We start from the raw sequence: 19,213 nt of genomic DNA, 5'->3' as shown, positions 1-19,213 counted from the left end.
ATGGCTTCTAGTACGACCCCGAGTGACGACGCCGAGGAGACGATAGCGGAGTCGTCCGAACCCGAAAGCGCACTGGAGACCGCTCGCCGGCAACTCGAATACGCCGCCGAGTACGTCGACATCGACCCGAGCATCGTCGAACGGCTCAGACACCCCAAGAAGGTCCACGAGGTTACGGTCCCCATCGAACGGGACGACGGCTCCGTGGAGGTGTTCACGGGGTATCGAGCCCAACACGACAGCGTCAGAGGCCCGTACAAGGGCGGTCTCAGGTATCACCCCGACGTGACCAGAGACGAGTGTGTCGGTCTCGGGATGTGGATGACCTGGAAGTGCGCCGTCATGGACCTCCCGTTCGGCGGTGCGAAGGGCGGCATCGCCGTCGACCCCAAAGCGCTGAGCGACGACGAGAAGGAACGGCTCACCCGCCGGTTCGCCCAGGAGATGCGACCGGCCATCGGCCCGACGCTCGACATTCCCGCCCCCGACATGGGGACGGACCCCCAGACGATGGCGTGGCTGATGGACGCCTATTCGATGCAGGAAGGCGAGACGATTCCCGGCGTGGTGACCGGCAAGCCGCCGATAGTCGGCGGCAGCGAAGGTCGCGACGAGGCGCCCGGCCGGAGCGTCGCCATCATCGCCCGAGAGGTAATCGACTACTACGACAAGGACATCAAGGAGACCTCCGTCGCCGTCCAGGGGTACGGAAGCGTCGGCGCCAACGCCGCGCGACTCCTCGACGACTGGGGGGCGAACGTCGTCGCCGTCAGCGATGTTAACGGCGGCGTCTACGACACGAACGGTCTGGACACGCGGTCGATTCCCTCCCACCACGAGGAACACGAGGGCGTGCTTCGACACGACGCCCCCGAGACGGTCACGAACGACGAACTACTGGAGTTGGACGTGGACGTGTTGATTCCGGCGGCTATCGGAAACGTCCTCACCGAATCCAACGCCGACGACATCCAGGCGGACATCATCGTCGAGGGCGCAAACGGCCCGACGACCATCGCCGCCGATGCGATTTTCGCCGAACGCGACATTCCCGTCATCCCGGACATCATCGCGAACGCCGGCGGCGTCACCGTGAGCTACTTCGAGTGGCTCCAGGACATCAACCGCCGGTCGTGGTCGCTCGAACGCGTCAACGAGGAACTCGAAACGGAGATGGTCGAAGCCTGGAACACCATCCGCGAAACGTTCGAGTCCCGCGACGTGACCTGGCGCGAGGCGACCTACATCGTCGCCCTCACGCGTATCGCGGCCGCCCACGAGGCGCGCGGCCTCTGGCCGTAGCGGCGGGCAATCATCCAGAGCCTTCATTTACCGACCGAGAGATTGTCCCGACGAGATGGTACTCGGCGGCTTCCTCCCGAACACGCCGGCCGTGAGCGTCGGCCTGATACTTTTCGGGACCAGTCTGCTGTGGGTTGGCACCGGCTGGCTCGAGGGCGCCGCCGAGCAACTGTCGGCGTACTACGGCCTGCCGGCGGTCGTCCAGGGCTCTATCGTCGTCGCAATCGGGTCGAGTTTCCCCGAGTTCACCACCGTCGTCTTCTCGGCGTTCGCCGGCGTCGTCGACATCGGCGTCGGCGGCATCGTCGGGTCGGCAATCTTCAACATCCTCGTGATACCCGGCCTGGCGGGGCTTGCCGCCGACGAACCGCTCGAAGCGAGTCGCGCCATCGTCTACAAGGAAGCCCAGTTCTACATGATAGCGGTCTCGGCGCTCGTCATCACCTTGGCGCTCGCAGTCATTTACTACCCCGTTCCGGACGCCGGGGCGCTCGCTGGAGAGATTACGCGACCACTGGCGGTGATTCCGCTCCTGTTGTACGGGCTGTACCTGTTCATCCAGTGGCAGGACGTCAGCGACCACGACGCCGAAGACCTCCGGGACGGCATTTCGGTCGGTCGAGAGTGGGCGAAACTCCTCGCCGGACTCGTCGTCATCGTCGTCGGCGTCGAGGAACTCGTCGTCGGCGTCGAATCCATCGGGGCGGCGTTCGGCATCCCCGAGTTCATCGCGGGACTCACCATCGTCGCGGCCGCGACGAGTCTCCCGGACCTGCTCGTGAGCGTGCGGTCGGCGCAGGCGGGGAACGGACTGACCAGCCTCGGGAACGTCCTCGGGTCGAACACGTTCGATTTGCTCGTTGCGATTCCGGTCGGCGTCCTCATCGTTGACGGCATCACCATCGACTTCGCGGTGGCAGTCCCGATGATGGGCGTGTTGACGCTCGCGACGGTGCTCCTGTTCGGGATGCTCCGGACGGAACTCTCGTTGACCGATTTCGAGTCGTACACGCTGTTGGCCGCCTACGCGCTGTTCATCGCGTGGGTCGTCGCCGAAACCGTTGGCGCGACTGCGTTCCTCAAGAGCATCTGAACACCCCGCTGTCGGTGAAAGCAAGCGAGTCGATAGCCTCAACACCCGACACAACACACGTCCTATCATGGTCGACTGGGCCGCCTACACGCTCGTCTTCATCGCCGGACTCATCACCGCCCTGGCGACTGGCATCGGCGCGCTCCCGTTCTTTTTCGTCCCCGACATCTCCGAGAAGTTCAACGTGGCGCTCTGGGGAGTCGCCTCGGGAATCATGATGGCCGCCTCGATATTCGGGCTCATCCCCGAGGGACTGAACGCGGGGCCGTGGACGACCGTCGCAGTCGGACTCGTCGCCGGCGGCCTGCTCGTGTTGGTCGCAAACGACCTGCTGATGGACGCCGACATCGACTCCCGGACCTACGAGGAAGCCGACTTCAAGAAGCTCGTCCTCATCTTGGGCGTCCTGACGGTCCACTCCTTTCCGGAAGGCATCGCCATCGGCGTCTCCTTCGCCGAACTCAATCTCGGGTCGGGCATCCCGCTTTTCGGCTTCACCGTCCCCGCCCTCGCAATCGCGATGACCATCGCCATCTCGATTCACAACATCCCGGAGGGCGTCGCCATCTCGATTCCGCTACGGACGATGGGCGTCGCCGAGTGGAAGATGGTGTGGTGGTCGATTTTCTCCTCGCTGCCCCAACCACTCGGCGCGGTCATCGCCTTCGGGTTCGTCCAGTTGGCAGAGCCGCTGTTGCCCGCCGGGTTCGGCTTCGCCGCCGGTGCGATGATTTATCTCGTGTTGAGCGAGTTCATCCCCGACGCGCTGGAGGCGGGGGAAGAACTCGACGGGAAGGGGTATCGGGAACTGGTCGCCGGGTTCGTCGCCGGTGGCGGCGGCATGATTCTACTGCTCGTGGTGGTGTGAACTCGTTTACCGCCGACGGACCCACCAGTAGCCACCGGCGACGGCGACCGCGATGCCGAGAACGACGAGGATAGCGAGCGAGGAGGTGTCGACGGCGGATTCCTCTTGTCCCACCTCGACGGGGACCCGGTAGGCATCGGTGGCGGCGGCGTCGCCGTCGGCCGGGTCGGAGGTGACGTTCATCCGCAGCGCGTGAGAACTCGGAACGGTGTCTTCGTTGACCGACACCTCGAAGGCGACCTCGGCCGATTCGCCCGGTTCGAGCCGAGAGACGTACGCCTCCGGCGAGACGCTGCTGAACGGCGGCGTCGCCGCCACCCGTGCCGTCACGTCCGTCCGCGTCGTCTCGCCGACGTTCGTCAGTCGGACCACGAGTCGGTTGCTTGTGTCGGCGGCGAACGTCGCGTTCACCGCTTCGACGGTGAAGAACTCGCGGTCGGCGCCGACCGACCGCTGGAGCCGAATCGGGTCGCTCGCCTTCGTGTCGCCGTCGGCGGTTTCGTAGTTGACGATTGCCGTGAACGGCCGCGGACCGTCGCTCGCGTCGGGGCCGACGTCGACGGCGAACTCGAAGGGCGCCGACGACCCGGGGGCGAGGTCGCCGACGGCGACCGTCCGTTCGGACACTGCGACGTTCGGCGACGACGACTCGATGACGACCACGGCGTTCCGCGCCGTCCGCTCGCCCTCGTTTCTGAGTTGCCCTGATAGGGTTCCCTGCTCGCCGACGTACAGCTCGGAGTCGACGGCTTCGGTGCTGAATCGGAGGCCCGACCCGACCGTCACGGCCACCGGAAGCGAGTCGTCGCGTCGCATCTCGCCGTCGGCGTTCCGGTATCTCGCCGACGCCTCGAAGACGTACGGTTGGGCCCGAATCCCCTCCCTCACGTCGACGGCGTAGGTCACCGTTCGCTGCTCGCCGGGGGCCACTCGACCGATTCGACGGCTGTTGGTGGGCGCGCCGCCGAGGTCGAACCCCTCGTTGGGGGAGCTGAGGGTCACGACCGTGTCCCGGGCGGGTTCGGTCCCTCGGTTCTCGACCGTCACCGAGACACTGCCGCCGTCGTCGGCGCGAACGTCGGCGGTCGCCCCCACGACGCGGAACCGACTCTCCGAATCCGCCTCGATTCGAACTCGGACGTGAAGCGTCTGCGAGCGCGTTCGCTGCTGTGTCACGCCCGACAGCTCGGCGATTTGTCGCGTGTAGGTGTACTCCACCTCGACGGGGACCCGGTAGGTGCCGGCCGTCGCGTTGTCGTCGACGGAGACAGAGAACGGTATCGTGGCGCTCGCGCCGTCGGGAATGCCCCCGACGACTCGCCGCGGCGAGTCGACCGAGAAGGGCAGGGTTCCGTCGTCGATGCGGATTTCGACCCCCCGGGCGGTCGTGACGCGTTCGTTGAACGCGGGGTTCGACAGCGACGCCACCTCGAGGTCGGCGCTGTTGGCGACCGTCAACTCCAGGGTACCGTCTTCTCCGGCGGTGAGCGTGGTGTCCCCGACGCTCGCGTCGAGGTCCGGTTCGCCCCGGACGACTGCCGTCGCCGTTCCGGGGACGACGAGCAGGACCACCACGGCCACGACGACCACCTGCAGACGGTTCATCGAGCCACCTCGATAGGTTCGATGCGGGGAGTTGTCTGTCGATGCGAACCGACCGGCCGTGGTGGGTGTGTCGTGTTCATCAGATGTCCCTCCGCTGGAAGACCAGCAGGCTCGCGACGACCAGCAGCGCCGACGCTTCGAGGAGGATGACCGCGCCGACGAGGTCGTAGGTGCCGTGGACGAGGATGTCGTTCGTGTCGAAGTACCGCGATGGGCTGACCACGCCCAGCCAGCCGAAATCCGTCTCCGTCACCAGCGCCTCTATCATGTACAGCGAGAAGATGACGCCCATGCTCGCACGCTGAGCCGACCCCTCCCGCTCCATCGCGGCCGACGCCAGCAGGCCGATGGCCGCACAGCACAGCAGATACGGAACCGACAGGGCGTGAACCGCGATTACGTCGAACAGCGGAATCGGGTCGTCGACGACCTGCGCGCCGACGTAGATGACTGCCCCGACGACGACGTTGACGACGACGATTGGGACGAGAAGCGAGAGGTACTTTTCGAGGACGACGCTCGACCGAGAGACGGGATTCGACAGCAGCATGTCCATCCGGTCGCGTTCGACGTCGCCCGCAATCGTCGACCCGGCGCTGTAGGCCATGTACAGCCCCATCAACAGAATCCACCCGAGCGTGTAGAACTCCCCAGCGAGGATGCCCGCGAGGCTGTCGAAGGACTCCAGTCCGAACGCCGAGGAGAACGCCGGTGGGAGGTCTTCGAGCATCGCCTCGTAGTCCACCTCCCCGATGATTTCGGGGGTGATGGCGATGAAAAGCGCCGCGAACGCCGCGAGACCGACCGCGATGATGACTGACCCCGAAATCCGACGTTCGGCCTCGTATCGTGCGATTTCGAGCATCACGAGGCTCCGCGGTTCACGGTGTCTTTGGAGGACTCCTCGCCGTCGGTGCCGTCGTCCGGTTCGGGTCCAGCCGACCCGTCGTAGAACCGCCTGAACACCTCGTCGAGCGGCGCGTCCTCGATGGTGAAATCGAGTACGTCGAAGTCGGTCAGGTGCTCGATGAGCGCGTTGTAGCGCCCGGTGAATGTAAACGAGAACGCGGTCGCCTCGGCCGAGTCGGTGCCGTCACGCCGTGGCGGGTCCTCACCGGACCCAACGGTGAGATTGGCGACGCCATCGATGTCGAAAGCCGACGGGGGAACCGCCTCGGCCACCCGAAGGTGGACCGATTTCCCGCCGCGACTCCGTAGCGTCTCGATGTTTTCGAGTTCGACGAGTTGGCCGTTCCGGATGATGCCGACGCGGTCGCAGATTTTCTGGACTTCGCTGAGGATGTGCGAAGACATGAAAAAGGTGACTCCGTTTTCCCGTTCGGTGCGGACGAACTCGTCGAACCGCTCCTGTTTGATGGGGTCGAGTCCGCTCGTCGGTTCGTCCATGAACACGAGTTCGGGGTCGTGCATGAACGCGAGAACGATGGCGAGCATCTGCTTGTTGCCACGGGAGTACTCGCCGATGGGGCGTTCCAGTGGTGGACTGAACAACTCCAGTAGCTCCCCCTTTCGCTCCTCGCCGCGCAACGACCCGTAATACTCGAGCAATCGCTCTCCAGTCACTGTTCCGTCGAGACCCGGGTCGCTCGGCAGGTAACCGATGTTCCGTCGAGCCTCGACCATCGCCTGCTCGTCAGCGATGTCGTTGCCGAGAACCGTCGCCGACCCCGCAGTCGGCGATTGGAACCCAAGCAAGGTTCGAATCGCCGTCGTCTTGCCCGCACCGTTCGGCCCGAGAAAGCCGAACACCTCGCCCCGCTCGACGGAGAGGCTGAGGTCCTCGATACCCCGAGTGTCGCCGTAGTACTTGCTCAACCCCGCGGCGTCGATAACAGGCATTGGTTTCCCCGACCCACGTTTCGTTTAAAAGTTCATAAACCTACCCTCGGTCGGACAACGCTGCAACGACACGACGCTCGACTGGGAGGACAGTAATAAATACCGCGGCGATGCGAGGCCCGGTGGTTATTGTGCCGGCCACACACGTAGTACGTATGAGTGAAGATGCCAAGCACGGCTCGTCGGTTCCCGGCGACCCCGACGGCCCCGCCGAGAGTGGTCCCGGCGACCCCGCCCAGCGACCCCTCCCGCCGTATCCGCCGAACCTCACCCATCCGTCGCTGCACTTCATCCATCAGATGCGGGACGTCATCGACTTCGGGGAGAAAGCGCTCGCGACCCGCGACGTGGTTCGCAGTCGCCTGCCCGGCGAGGGCGACGTGTTCTCGCTGGCCCACCCCGACCACACCAAACGCGTTCTGCTGACCGAACGCGAGAAGTTCCGCAAGAGCGACGATTTCAACATCGCCTTCGGGGAGGGGCTGTTGACCGTCGAGGGCGAGGAGTGGCGAAAACAGCGCGACGTGCTGCAACCGCTTTTCACCCGCGACAGCGTGATGGACTACGCCGACGGCATGGTCGAGCAGATTCAACGCCGGAGCGACCGCTGGAGCGACGGCGACCGCTTCGACTTACAGGCGCAGCTCACCGACATGACCCTAGATGTGCTGTTCGCGACGGTTTTGGGTCGGGAACTCGAACTCGACGGCGACCGTCGCATCCGGGAGGCCGCCGAGGCACTCCACGACTGGTTCGTCCCCACGTCGTATCTGCTCCCGAAGTGGGTTCCGACGCCCGCACGTCGGCGGTTTCGGGAGGGGAAGGCGACGCTTCAAGAGGAGGCCCAGCGACTGCTCGATGAGAAATCAGGGGAGGCGCCGACGAACCCCTCGGAGGCCGACGACCTGCTGTCGCTTCTGGTCGGACTGCGAGAGGCCGGTGTCGCGGAGTCGGGAATGTTGACCGACGAGCGCCTCCGCGACCAGATGGTGACCATCATCTTCGCCGGCCACGACACGACGACGACCTCCCTGACGTTTGCCTTCTGGGCGCTGGCGAACAACCCCGAAGTGCGCGAGCGGTTCCACGCGGAGGTCGACGAACTCGACGGCCCGCCGACGATGGACGACGTAGACGACTTGGAGGTGACAGACCGCGTGCTGACCGAGACGCTGCGACTGTTCCCGCCGGTGTACTCGCTGCCGCGGGAGAGCAAGGAAGAGACGGTGTTCGACGGCTACCGAATCCCCGCCGACAGCCGTATTCTGCTGCCGATTCGACACATCCAGCGGGACCCACGATTCTTCGATGACCCCGAGACGTTCCGACCCTCGCGGTGGGACGGTGAGTTGCGTCGCGAACTGCACGACTTCGCCTACGCCCCCTTCGGCGGCGGGCCCCGAATCTGCATCGGCCGAGAGTTCGCGCTGTTGGAGGCGAAACTGGCGCTTGCGACCATCGGCCGGAACTACGAACTGTACTGGCTCGGAGAGAACCAGCCGGACGGCGAGCCGCCGGTCTCCCCCGAGATGACGATGCGGATGGAGCCCGGACAGGAGTTCCTCGTCTCCGAGCGCTCCTGAATCGTCGCGTCCGGTTCCACACCCTTGGACGCCCGTCGGTCCCACTCAGTAGGACCCACCGTCTACGCTTATGTCGGTTCGAACCTGTGTGTGAGACACAATCATGACCGAACTTCGGCTCACGAGTCCGGTGTTCGCCGACGGCGACGCGATACCACGGCAGTACGGCTACACGGAGGCGAACGTGAACCCACCACTGGATGTAGACGGCGTTCCCGACGACGCCGAGGCGTTGGCGCTGGTGGTGGACGACCCCGACGCCGTCGAACCGGCCGGGAAGGTGTGGGACCACTGGGTGGTGTACAACGTCGACCCTACCACGACGCACATCCCCGAAGACTGGGACGGCGGCGACGCCCTCGAAGGAACGAACGATTACGGCGAGTCGGGCTACGGTGGCCCGAACCCGCCGGACCGCGAACACACCTACCGGTTCCGCCTGTACGCCATCGATACGCCGGTTTCCCTAGATGCCGGTGCGTCGAAGGCCGAACTCGAAGCCGCGATAGACGGTCACATCCTCGCCAGCGCCACGCTCGAAGGCACCTACGAACCGTAGACGGCCGAGCGTTCGGTCCCGGCTCGGCGAGAGCCACGATGAGAGGTGTCTCGGTGAAGAGTTCGACACCGAAACCGCGTCGGGACGCCGATAGTATATAAATGCCCGTCTATAGCTCGCGTTATGCTGATTGTTATATTGGGTTAGGAACCACTATGCGGCGCAAGAGCCTCCAAGCACTCTCGGTGTTCGTTGCGGTTGCTGTCGTCGTCGGTACCGGTATCGCACCGGTAGCGGCGGCCGGTGACGGCGTTGACCTCGGCGGCGAGGACGGTATCGGTGTCGGAACAGACGGCGTTAGCGTCGGCGGCGACGACGGCGTCAGCGTCGGCGCTGGAACGGACGGTCTCAACGCGAGCGTCGGCGGTGGTGACGTGGCCTCGGTCGATGTCGGCAGCGACGACGGTGTCGAAGTCGGCGCGGGCGGCGACCGTGGCGTTGACGTGGAAGCCGGTGCCGACGGTGCCAACGTCGGTGCCGGTGGCGAAGACGGCGTCAACGTCGGCACTGACGGCGTCAGTGTCGGCGACTCGACTGTCACGACCGACGGATTCGATTCGGTCGAACCGAGCGACGACGGCGTCGGCACTTCGCAGGTCGATTTGGGATCGGGTGACACCCCCGAACTGACCGACGTGGAGTTCGACTCCAAGGAGGACATTCCCAAGAATGCGCAGGTGCTTCGGCTGTTGCTCCAGAGCATTCCCGAGAACAACCAGACCGGTCCGGAGGACTTCCCCATCGGCGACGAGCGGGCGGCGCTCAACGTCTGTGACCCACTCAACGTCGAGCCCGGCGACCTCCCGCTGGAGCTATTCCCGAGCCTACAGGACGTTCCGGAACCGCTACAACTTCCGGGGATCCCCTCGACGCTACTCTCGAACGAGGCGCTTTTCGGTATCCTACTCGGATTGATTCCGGCCCCCTGTGAGGTGTTCAACCCGAACGACCCACAGATAGACCCGACTGATGTTCCCGACGAACCTCGCGGGCAGTTCGATATCCAGCGGGCTGGAGCCTACGAGTACAACGGGAGTCAAGGCGGCGTCATCCTCGTTGATGGGTCGGGCACGCTCAACGAGTCCGCCGACGGCCCCCGTACTGACGTGAAAATCGGCGCGCTCGCCACGCAAGACTTCGGCGATTTTGATACCGAACTGTCGGTCAACGACGGGAAGAACGACTACGGAATCGAGACGCTCCGAGCACAGTACGACGAGGACGGCGTCGACCTTCGGGTCGTCCTCTCAGTCGTCGACAAGCAGGCCGGCATCGACCTCTCGTGTAAAGGTGATGCCGACGAATCCGTATTAGAGGAAGCCTTCGCCAAGGACCTCGAACAACTACAGCAGAACCCGCTGGCACCCTGTAAAATCGAATTCGTCGGCCTGCCACAGACGTTGCTTGACCCTGGACTCCTATTCCAGATACTCGGTGGGTTGGCCGATAGGTTGAGTAATCCCGCCGGTTGAGACACCACGCTGTTCTCGAACCGCAGCGACACAGCCTTCGGAACCAAACGCACCTATAAAAACCACCGGATAAAAGTGACTCAAAACCCCACATGAAGTCCCCTCCGCTACCCTCCGTGAGACTCGTCGGTGACCAACGCGGTGCCTCGGAAGTCGTCGGCGCGATACTGGTGTTCGGCCTGTTGGTCATGTTGCTCTCTATCATCCAACTGCAGGCGGTGCCGAACGCCAACGCCGGCGTCGAATACGAACACAGCCAAACGGCCCAAGGAGACCTCGACCGGCTCGATGAATCGATAGACCGAACCGTCGAAACCGGTAACAGCGAGGGCGTCGGGGTACAACTCGGCACGCAGTATCCGACCCGGTTGGTGACGTTCAACCCACCGCCACCGGAGGGTTCGTTGCGGACCGAGAACCGGGGGGAAATCCAAATCGATAACGCGAGCGCCTCCGGACCTGCCGGTGTGATTTTCAACGGGGGAGAGCGGGACTTCTATCACTCCCACTCGCTCGTCTATGAGGCCGACTACAACGAGTACGACAACGCCGCCCGACGCGTCAGGGAGGTCGGCATCGGATACGACGAGTTTCGCGACGGCACCGTGGTCCGGACCCAGCCGTTCATCGACGGGGCGACCATCGAGTTGGTGACCTTCAACCGCTCCTTCGAGGCGCAGTCGAGCGGGTCGGAACTCATCGAACCGACCGACGTGAGCGGACCGGCGACGACCGTGCCGGTCAACAACGCCGCACCCAACGAATCGATTCGCATCGAAGTGCCGACGTCGCTTGACAACGAGACGTGGAGCGAGGCCCTCAAGGGCGAACTCGTCGAGAACGGCGGCCACGTCGAATCCTTCAGCGTCAACAACACGACCGACCGCCTCGTCGTCCACCTCGAACCCGGTATCACCTACGACCTCCGGATGGCCGATATCGGATTCGGCGAGGCTGACTCCGAGGAGCCACTGTACATGGTCCCCTCACCGGGGTCAGAAGGACCGGCCAGCGTCGATGTCGGCCGGGAGGGATCGGTCAGCGTCGAGGTGCGCGACAAGTACAACAACCCCGTCGGCGGCGTCGACCTCACCGCGGAGTTCATTGACGGTAGCGGAACGCCAATCGACGGTAACGGTGTGTTGAAAACGGGCGAGCAGAGCGGTAACCGGGTCAACGTATCGACGAACGCTTCCGGGGTAGCGACGGTCACTTACGAGGCGCCCAGCAGCTTTGATTCGGAGTTGGTTCGGTTTTCGCCTACGAGAAACAACTCAACGCTCAACCCGACTGCAGCGCAGGTGTTGACCGGATTCGCCGGCGACCAATCCGTCGTGATGCGGGGTGCAGCAGGTGTTCCGGATGAGGGAACGGTTACTCTCCGAGTCCAGAACCTCGGAGAACAACGAGAGGTGCTTGGCGTTGAACTGAACTCCGCAAAAGAGGTCACAGCAACCGAGGTGGCAAGTCGCTCCGGATTATCCGGAACCCTTGGAGGAATCGTCGACGACCTGGGCGATCTCGCCGGAATATTGAGCGGTGGCGAGATTGACTTTGGCCTCGTTGGGACCGATGTAAGCAAAGTCTCGTACACACCTGGGAACATCACGACGATAACGGTTGACAATGGGAGTGACGACCCGGCCACGTATGACGAATTTGTGGCACCTCAGGGTGCAGGACCGTCGTTTGTTACGGGTGGGGAGTTGCAGTCCCTCGGCGTCGGCGAAGTCGCGGACCTAAAGCTCGGTCTGGGCGACAGCTACGAGGTCGGCGGGGGGAAGGTGTTCGTCGCCGAAATCACCGTCTACTACACCGGCGGGCAGTCGGAAACCTACCAGGTGCAGTTCGCCGGCGCCGGCTCCTGACCGACGACATCGCGGTTGGCCGTTATGTATAACACTGGGCCGACAGAAACAGGCGCCCGATGGACGAAGCACTCGAAGTCGTCGAGGTACTGGCGGATTCGGGTCTCGAAGAAGCCCTCGTGTGGATACTGCGTATCCTTGGCGTGGTGGCGATACTAGCCGGGCTCGGGATGTGGCTGTTCACCGACGCCGGCCTGCTCGTGTTGCCGGCGGCACTGATACTGCTCGGTGTCGTCCTGCTGGCAGTTCCGCAGGTACTGCTCGCACTCACCGAACTCGCCTGAGGCGACCGCTCCAGGGAAGGGGGGCGGTACATCGGATTCCGGAAATATATAGCGCTCAATTGTGCGACCGAGGGCCCCGTACCCCAATTATAACGGGCTATACCCACCGCTGGAGAGGCTGCTCGTATGGACGGCACCGACGAGGTGGGAGTCGGAACCGACGGTCGACTGCGGCGAGCGATGATGGCCGTCAGGCGGGAGCGACGGCGAACGGCCGACGAACTCGAAGCGTTCCGGGCGTTCGAAGACCGGGTTCGAGCTATCGACGCCAAGACGACGACCGCGAGGGGCAGGTCGACGGTAAGCGTCGCCGCCGTGCGGTCCCAGCCGACGAGTGGGCTCCGGCGCGTCCGGCAGGCCTACGAGACGACGGTGATGGGCGTTCCGCACTACGCCGAGGAGTACGACGACACCTACGTCGAGAGCCTTCAGGGAGAGTTCAGCCCCGATATCGCCTCAGCGCTGACCGAGGGGACGAACTTCAACGAGCGCTGCAGGCAAGCGACGCTGTCGGCGGCGTCCGAGGCACAGTCGACACGGGAGTTGCTCGTCGGCGCCCTCGATTCCGAACGCGAGTCTCTCCAGGAGGTGACCGAGGAGCTACGCCCGGTCGCGGAGGAGGTGGCCGACCTCACGGCACGGTCCTACGCGGAGGAATCATTCGGCTCCCTCGACGCGTACCGTGCCCGACTCCACGTCCTCGAGGAGCACTGTGACGATATCGCCGCCGACCGACAGGCGAGCCTGTTCGAACAGCGCCGTGCGAGGTGGCTGCCGTCGAGCGCACCGGACATCGCTTGCTACGTGTACCAAGCGGAGGCCTTCGACTACCCTGTCATGTCGACGGTCGCCGAGTTGACCGAGCGCATCCGAACCGTCCGGGCGACCGTCGAGCGATCGATGGCTCGCTGCCGGCCCTAAGTCGTCTCTATACATGTATATACCACTCTTAGTACCGCTTAACAGACGGCAGGGAGTAGTCACCGTCGAGAATGCTGGATTTCCACCCCGATGTCGCCGAACAGTACCTTCGTCTCGACCTCGATGCCTGGGATGACGTCTACGTCGTCGGAGACGTTCACGGCTGCCGGGAGTCACTCGACCGACTGCTGGGGACGCTCGACATCGGCGAGGAGGACCTCGTCGTCTTCGTCGGCGACCTGATTCGAAAGGGGCCGGACAGCGCCGGCGTCGTCGAGTTGCTCCGCGACTCACCGAACATGTACAGCGTCCGCGGCAACAACGAGGAGAAGGTTCTGCGCGGTGAGACGGTGGTCGAGGGTTTGGACGAGGACCACCGCGAGTGGCTTCGGTCGCTGCCGGTCGCCATCGGGTTCGACGGCGGCCTAGTCGTCCACGCCGGGGTCGACCCACGGAAGGCGCTGGCCGAACACACGGTCGATGACCTCCAGAACGTCCGGTCGCTGTCGCCTGCCGGCGGCTACGAAGGCCCCTTCTGGTACGACGACTACGAGGGTCCGCCGCGCGTGTTCTTCGGCCACACGGTTCTTGAACGACCGCTCAAGCGAGAGTGGGCGGTCGGCCTCGATACCGGATGTGTCTACGGCGGGTCACTGACAGCCTACGACGTGCGCAACGGTCGCTACCGTGACGTGCCGTCGAAACGGGGCGGCGTCAGTCGCAGCGACTCGAAAATCATCTCACCCGACACCTCCGCCGACTGAGATGGCTGGCGAGCAGTCTTCCGAAGAGCGCGAGAACGCCACACCATCAGGAGCGGAAACGCCGGATGACGAGACCGCCTCGGAGGATGCCACCGACGACGACACTGGAGATGAGCCGACGACGACCCCCGTGGAGTTGTCGCCGGAAACGTGGGCTATCGACGCGCCGGCTCAGACCCTGCCGACCGGACCCGAGGTACCCAACTCGGAGCGACCACGGACTGACCCGGCGTGGTACCTCAACCGCGAACTGTCGGAGTTGAACTTCCAGTGGCGCGTCCTGTATGAGGCCCTCGACGAGCGCAACCCACCGCTGGAGCGCCTCCGGTTTCTGAGCATCCTCACCCGGAACCTCGATGAATTCTTCATGAAGCGAATCGGCGGGCTGAAACAGCAACTCGCCGCCGACGTGACCGAACCGACCGTCGACGGGTTGACGCCGCGCGAACAGTGGACTGCGGCGCTCGATGTCACCGCAGACCTCTTCGAGACCCAATCGCGGTGCTTCCACGAGGCGGTACGGCCGCTACTCGCCGACAGCGGCATCGAACTCCTCACCTACGGCGACCTCACCGACGCCGAACGCCGACGCCTGCGGTCGTATTTCGAGTCCTCGGTGCTGCCGACGCTGACCCCGCTGACGTTCGACCCGGCCCATCCGTTCCCCTTCATCTCGAACCTCTCGTTGTCCGTCGCGGTGCTCACCCGCGATTCTCACGGCGAGGAACGGTTTTCACGAATCAAGGTGCCGGCCAACCGACCGCGACTCGTCTCGGTGTCCGACCCCGGAGCATCCGTCACCGAGGCCGACGGCGACGACCGGTTCGTCCCGCTGGAGGGCGTCATCGAGGGGAACCTCGATTTGCTCTTTCCGAACGTCGACGTGTGTCACTCCTCGACGTTCCGTGTCACGCGCAACGCCGAGGTCAGACGCAACGAGGACGTCGCGGAGGGCCTCATCGAGCGCATCGAGGACGTGCTCCGCCAGCGTCGCTTTGCGACGGTCGTCCGTCTCGAAATCGCTGAGAACACGCCCGACCCGGTTCGAGAGCTACTGGTTGAACACCTCGATGTCGGAACCGAGGAGGTGTTCTCGCGGCCGGAGCCGCTGGCGCTGACGGACTTCGAGGCGCTCGTCGACCTCGAGTACCCGGCGTTGAAACTCGATTCGTGGACGCCGCAACCGCACCCTCGGTTCGCGGGGCTGAACCCCGACCGACCCGAGGCCGTCTTCGACATGATACGCGAAGGTGACGCCCTCGTCCACCACCCGTATCACAGTTTCGCCGACACCGTCCAGTCGTTTCTCGACACCGCCGCCCACGACCCCGACACCCTCGCTATCAAGGCCGCCATCTACCGGACAGCCCCCGACTCGAAGGTGATTCGGAGCCTCATCGACGCCGCGAAGAACGGCAAGCAGGTGGCCGTGATGGTCGAGTTGAAGGCCCGCTTCGACGAGGAGAACAACCTCCGGTGGGTCAAGCGCCTCGAAGAGGAGGGCATCCACGTCGCCTACGGCTCTATCGGCCTCAAAACCCACAGCAAGGTCGCCCTCGCCGTCCGCGAGGAAGACGACGACGTGCGCATTTACTCCCACGTCGCAAGCGGTAACTACCACTCCGGCACCGCCAAGGGGTACGTCGATTTGGGGCTGTTCACCGCCGACCCGGACGTCGGACAGGACATCGTCCGACTGTTCAACTCCTTTACCGGCCACTCCCGACAGCAGACCTATCGGAAACTGCTCGTCGCCCCCGAGACGCTCCGAGAGCGGCTACACGAACTCATCGACCGCGAGCGCGAACGTGCCGAGCGCGGCGGAGAGGGCCGCATCGTCGCGAAGATGAACTCACTGGAGGACCCCGACGTGGTCCGGAAACTGTACGACGCTGCCGAGGCGGGCGTCGAAATCGACCTCATCGTCCGCGGTATCTGTCGGCTCCGACCCGGCATCGAGGGCGTCACCGACACCGTTCGTGTCCACAGCGTCGTGGGGCGGTTCCTCGAACACTCCCGCATCTTCCGGTTCGGCACCGGCGACGACGCCGACTACTTCATCGGGTCCGCCGACTGGATGACCCGAAACCTCGACCGCCGAGTCGAGGCCGTCACCCCCGTCGAGGACCCCACCTTACGGGACCAACTCGACGAGATACTCCAGATAATGCTTGACGACAACCGCAAGCGCTGGACGATGCGCCCCGACGGCAGTTACGTCCAACAGCGACCGGCCGACGCCGAAGCCGCCCGGAGTACCCACGAGGTGTTGATGTGTCGGACCCGCGAAGCCACCCCCGAGGAGTCGACGGTGCCCGACTCGAAGCCCCAGCGGGAGCCGAACATCGACCTCGACGAAGTGTACACCGACCCCGAACTGTAGCCGACCGCGCCGCGGTCGCGCCCTCCCGGCGTTACAGTTACGTCCCCTGCGTGTCAACGACCCGCATGGCAACCACCTACTCCTGTGATTGCGGTGCGACGCTCGGTGCCGTCGACGATTTGATTCGGGAGTCGACGCCGACCGGCCGGTCGTGGTACTGTCGGTACTGTCGGAGTCCAGTCCCGGGGTCGGTTGGCGAGCGACTGGGGCACGTCCGGGACGGGTCACCGACCGACCGGTGCTGAAAGCGGTCACCGTCGGAGCCACGCGAGTGCGCCGACACCGACGAGCGACAACGTACCGCCGAACAACGACGGAACGAGCGAGGAGACGTGGCCGTTACAGCCATCCGACCACACCACCTGCAGGTCGCTCCAGACGACATCGACGGTGTAGCCGGGCGGATAGATGCCGACCGCGTCGTACACCGCGCCGTAGAAGCCACCGAACTCACAGGCCCCGAGCGTACTCGTGCCGGTCAAGAACGGAACCGGAATCAACACGAGACCGACAAGTATCGAGAGCCACGCGAGATATCGGGCCCGTCGGGAGCGGAGCGTCTCGTCCATGACAGCGCCTGTCCAGCGCCAGCCAAAAAATGTCGACCGTCTCACACTGCGGTGACGACGAGTAGTTGAACCCAGCCGGCGACGAAGCCGAGCGCCGCGCCGACGCCGATGAGGAGCCATTCGTCTTCTTTGAACGCCGCCCGGAGCATGCGGGCGAACTCCTCCGGCGGGAGGTCTTTCATCCGACCGGCCATCAACCGCTGGATGGCCTCGCTCCGTTCGGCGTTGAACTCGGGGTCGGACATCGGTTCGATGGCGTACTCGACGCCGCGGTCGGCGATGCCCTCGCGGATGGCGTCGTACTGTCTGGGGCCGGTCGTAAACCGCAACAGCGGTGCGGCCAGTCCCATCGACGAGTCGACCGCCTCCCGGAGTTCCTCGGCTATCATTTTGCGTGTCCGGTCGGCGTTCGGGCCGTTGAGGAGGTTCCGGGCGACGTTTTCGAGATTGATGACTTCCTCGGCGACGATGGATGCATACGTCTCGGAGGCCTCGTTCTGCCGGCGGATGAACAGCCCCTGAATCGTGAACGGGCCGACCTCGTGGGGCTTCATCGGCTGGAAAATCATCTTCAGCGCGAGCCAGTTGGTGAAGTAGCCGACGAACACGCCAGCGACGGGCAACACCCACCAGCGGTCGATGAAGACGAACAGCGGAATCGAGAAACAGCCGAGCAGCGTCCCGAAAATGAACCCCGACTTGACGAGGAAATCGAACTCCCGTTCCCCGGTTTCGAGGAAAATGCGGTTGACGAGTTCGGGGTTCTCGCCGAGATGGTTCATCACCATCAGCTTGATATCGAGCAGTTCGTCGATGTTCTCGCCGATTCGCTCGGTAATGCGATAGGTGACCTCCGGGAGTTGTTGGGAGACGCGTGCGTGAACCAGTCGACGGGTCGCCTCGGGGGAATCCCGCCACAGTTGCGGCTGTTTCTCGCGGATTATCTCCTCGACCATCCGGTGGATGTCCTCGCTCCCCTCCGCGAGCATGTGTTCAGCGATGCGTTCGGCGTCGAACTCCTCGTAGAACTCCCGCTGGCTCGCGATTTTGCTGATGCCGGTGTCGACGGAGATGCTCCCCATCTTGCGTGCGCGTGAGGGGATGATGCCCTGCCAGCCGATTCGCCCCTGCATCATGCCGGGAATCTGTCTGACGCGCTGGGGAAGCGCCGTCGTTACCACCTCCAGTCCGGGCACGTCGATGCCCCGGAACTCGACCGGTTTGAACAGCATCCTGATAGCGACCCAGTTCGTGATGTAACCGATGACGCCCGTAATCGGCGGAATGAGGAGCAACCGGAGGTTCACGGCGGCGAGCAGTCCGCGGATGTCGACGCCGAACTGGAGTAGCGACTCGGCGAGAAAGAACGGGCCGAGCGCGACGCCGAGAGACGGAAACATCGGGTAGGCGTCACGTCGGGGGCCGGCCTCTTGACCCCACCGCATACTGTGTGTCGGCCCTGCCGTTGCACACCCGGCGGAGACGTTCGGTGGGCGTGGCCGCTACCCCGTTCGGAGCCGACGCCCTCACTCGAAAATCGTCTCTAAATCCTCGTCGTCGTAGTTGACGAGCAGTCGGTCCTCGTCTTTGAACGTCCGAAGCACGACGTTGGTGTTCGAGTTCTCGACGCCCTCAGTCTGGATAATCGACTCCATCAGCGTCTGAAGGTGTTCGTGGTCGCGAACCCGTGAGATGACGTAAAACGACATCTCGCCGAGCATGAAGAACACCCGCTGGACACCGGAGAGCGCCGAGAGCCGCTCCGCGATTTCCTCGTAGCCGGGACCGTCGTAGTTGGCGTCGATTTCGGTAATCGCTGTCAGTCCGAGGCCGAGTTTCTGTGGGTCGAGTTTCGAAATCTGTCCCTCGACGATTCCCTGTTCGCGATACCCTTCGAGGCGGTAGTAAATCGTCGACGCGCTCACGTCCAGTTCGTCGCTCAGTTCGTCAACGCTAACCTCGCCGTCCTCGTCGAGACGTCGGAGTATCTCGAAGTCGGTCTCGTCGAGCGTGACCTCTGGCATCGTTTCGCTCATCGATGTGCGTTCGTTAATAACTTGTCTTGGCCTCGGTCGGGTTCCG

General features: G+C 64.1%; 18 protein-coding genes. 12 read left to right on the top strand and 6 right to left on the bottom strand.

Annotated features, from left to right (window positions below):
- From gdhB to NMP98_RS09965, 3 genes are all read left to right on the top strand, one after another.
- Entirely contained in the window at positions 1–1,302 is a 1,302-nt protein-coding gene (gene gdhB / locus NMP98_RS09975; protein ID WP_254857418.1) for a glutamate dehydrogenase GdhB, read from the top strand.
- Between the two features lie 55 nt (positions 1,303–1,357).
- The gene (locus NMP98_RS09970; RefSeq protein WP_254857417.1) at positions 1,358–2,395 is read left to right on the top strand and encodes a sodium:calcium antiporter; all 1,038 of its coding nucleotides are present in this window, start codon (positions 1,358–1,360) and stop codon (positions 2,393–2,395) included.
- Positions 2,396–2,462: 67 nt separating this feature from the next.
- Positions 2,463–3,263: a ZIP family metal transporter gene (locus tag NMP98_RS09965; RefSeq protein ID WP_254857416.1), complete on the top strand. Its 801-nt coding sequence runs from the start codon at positions 2,463–2,465 to the stop codon at positions 3,261–3,263.
- A 6-nt stretch (positions 3,264–3,269) separates the two neighbouring features.
- Here NMP98_RS09965 and NMP98_RS09960 read toward each other — a convergent pair whose 3' ends face one another.
- From NMP98_RS09960 to NMP98_RS09950, 3 genes are all read right to left on the bottom strand, one after another.
- Positions 3,270–4,868 (bottom strand): COG1361 S-layer family protein, encoded by a 1,599-nt coding sequence (locus NMP98_RS09960; protein ID WP_254857415.1) that lies wholly within the window; start codon positions 4,866–4,868, stop codon positions 3,270–3,272.
- 79 nt (positions 4,869–4,947) lie between these two features.
- Positions 4,948–5,733, bottom strand: a complete 786-nt coding sequence (locus tag NMP98_RS09955) for a DUF2705 family protein (protein WP_254857414.1) — start codon at positions 5,731–5,733, stop codon at positions 4,948–4,950.
- A complete protein-coding gene (locus tag NMP98_RS09950; RefSeq protein ID WP_254857413.1) occupies positions 5,733–6,728 on the bottom strand; it encodes an ABC transporter ATP-binding protein in 996 nt (331 codons plus the stop codon). The genes NMP98_RS09955 and NMP98_RS09950 overlap by 1 nt, the downstream gene beginning before the upstream one ends.
- 155 nt (positions 6,729–6,883) lie before the next feature.
- Here NMP98_RS09950 and NMP98_RS09945 point away from each other — a divergent pair, with 155 nt between their 5' ends.
- The 9 genes from NMP98_RS09945 to NMP98_RS09905 all read left to right on the top strand — a co-directional run bounded on the left by NMP98_RS09945 (position 6,884) and on the right by NMP98_RS09905 (position 16,807).
- Complete coding sequence (locus tag NMP98_RS09945; RefSeq protein WP_254857412.1) at positions 6,884–8,311, top strand: cytochrome P450; 1,428 nt, start codon at positions 6,884–6,886, stop codon at positions 8,309–8,311.
- 103 nt (positions 8,312–8,414) lie between these two features.
- Positions 8,415–8,870, top strand: a complete 456-nt coding sequence (locus tag NMP98_RS09940; protein WP_254857411.1) for a YbhB/YbcL family Raf kinase inhibitor-like protein — start codon at positions 8,415–8,417, stop codon at positions 8,868–8,870.
- A gap of 155 nt (positions 8,871–9,025) precedes the next feature.
- On the top strand, positions 9,026–10,342 hold the full coding sequence (locus NMP98_RS09935) for a hypothetical protein (protein ID WP_254857410.1): 1,317 nt from the start codon (positions 9,026–9,028) through the stop codon (positions 10,340–10,342).
- Between the two features lie 116 nt (positions 10,343–10,458).
- Positions 10,459–12,210, top strand: coding sequence for a hypothetical protein (locus NMP98_RS09930; RefSeq protein ID WP_254857409.1), 1,752 nt, complete (start codon positions 10,459–10,461; stop codon positions 12,208–12,210).
- Positions 12,211–12,269: 59 nt separating this feature from the next.
- Complete coding sequence (locus NMP98_RS09925) at positions 12,270–12,494, top strand: hypothetical protein (RefSeq protein ID WP_254857408.1); 225 nt, start codon at positions 12,270–12,272, stop codon at positions 12,492–12,494.
- Between the two features lie 126 nt (positions 12,495–12,620).
- Complete coding sequence (locus tag NMP98_RS09920; protein ID WP_254857407.1) at positions 12,621–13,415, top strand: DUF7260 family protein; 795 nt, start codon at positions 12,621–12,623, stop codon at positions 13,413–13,415.
- Between the two features lie 71 nt (positions 13,416–13,486).
- Positions 13,487–14,179: a metallophosphoesterase family protein gene (locus tag NMP98_RS09915; RefSeq protein WP_254857406.1), complete on the top strand. Its 693-nt coding sequence runs from the start codon at positions 13,487–13,489 to the stop codon at positions 14,177–14,179.
- Between the two features lies 1 nt (position 14,180).
- Complete coding sequence (gene ppk1, locus NMP98_RS09910) at positions 14,181–16,562, top strand: polyphosphate kinase 1 (protein ID WP_254857405.1); 2,382 nt, start codon at positions 14,181–14,183, stop codon at positions 16,560–16,562.
- A gap of 65 nt (positions 16,563–16,627) precedes the next feature.
- Complete coding sequence (locus tag NMP98_RS09905) at positions 16,628–16,807, top strand: hypothetical protein (protein WP_254857404.1); 180 nt, start codon at positions 16,628–16,630, stop codon at positions 16,805–16,807.
- 6 nt (positions 16,808–16,813) lie between these two features.
- On the opposite strand, the gene NMP98_RS09900 is transcribed toward NMP98_RS09905, so the two are convergent.
- The 3 genes from NMP98_RS09900 to NMP98_RS09890 all read right to left on the bottom strand — a co-directional run bounded on the left by NMP98_RS09900 (position 16,814) and on the right by NMP98_RS09890 (position 19,155).
- Positions 16,814–17,131, bottom strand: a complete 318-nt coding sequence (locus tag NMP98_RS09900) for a hypothetical protein (RefSeq protein WP_254857403.1) — start codon at positions 17,129–17,131, stop codon at positions 16,814–16,816.
- Positions 17,132–17,172: 41 nt separating this feature from the next.
- Positions 17,173–18,576, bottom strand: coding sequence for a DUF445 domain-containing protein (locus tag NMP98_RS09895; protein ID WP_254857402.1), 1,404 nt, complete (start codon positions 18,574–18,576; stop codon positions 17,173–17,175).
- An 81-nt stretch (positions 18,577–18,657) separates the two neighbouring features.
- Positions 18,658–19,155, bottom strand: a complete 498-nt coding sequence (locus NMP98_RS09890) for an Lrp/AsnC family transcriptional regulator (RefSeq protein WP_254857401.1) — start codon at positions 19,153–19,155, stop codon at positions 18,658–18,660.
- Positions 19,156–19,213: the final 58 nt, after the last annotated feature.

This window comes from Natronomonas gomsonensis, assembly GCF_024300825.1.
In the GTDB taxonomy this organism is placed as follows: Archaea; Halobacteriota; Halobacteria; order Halobacteriales; family Haloarculaceae; genus Natronomonas; species Natronomonas gomsonensis.
The sequence above is the reverse complement of the archived record's forward strand: the minus strand, read 5'-3'. Positions and strand labels throughout refer to the sequence as shown.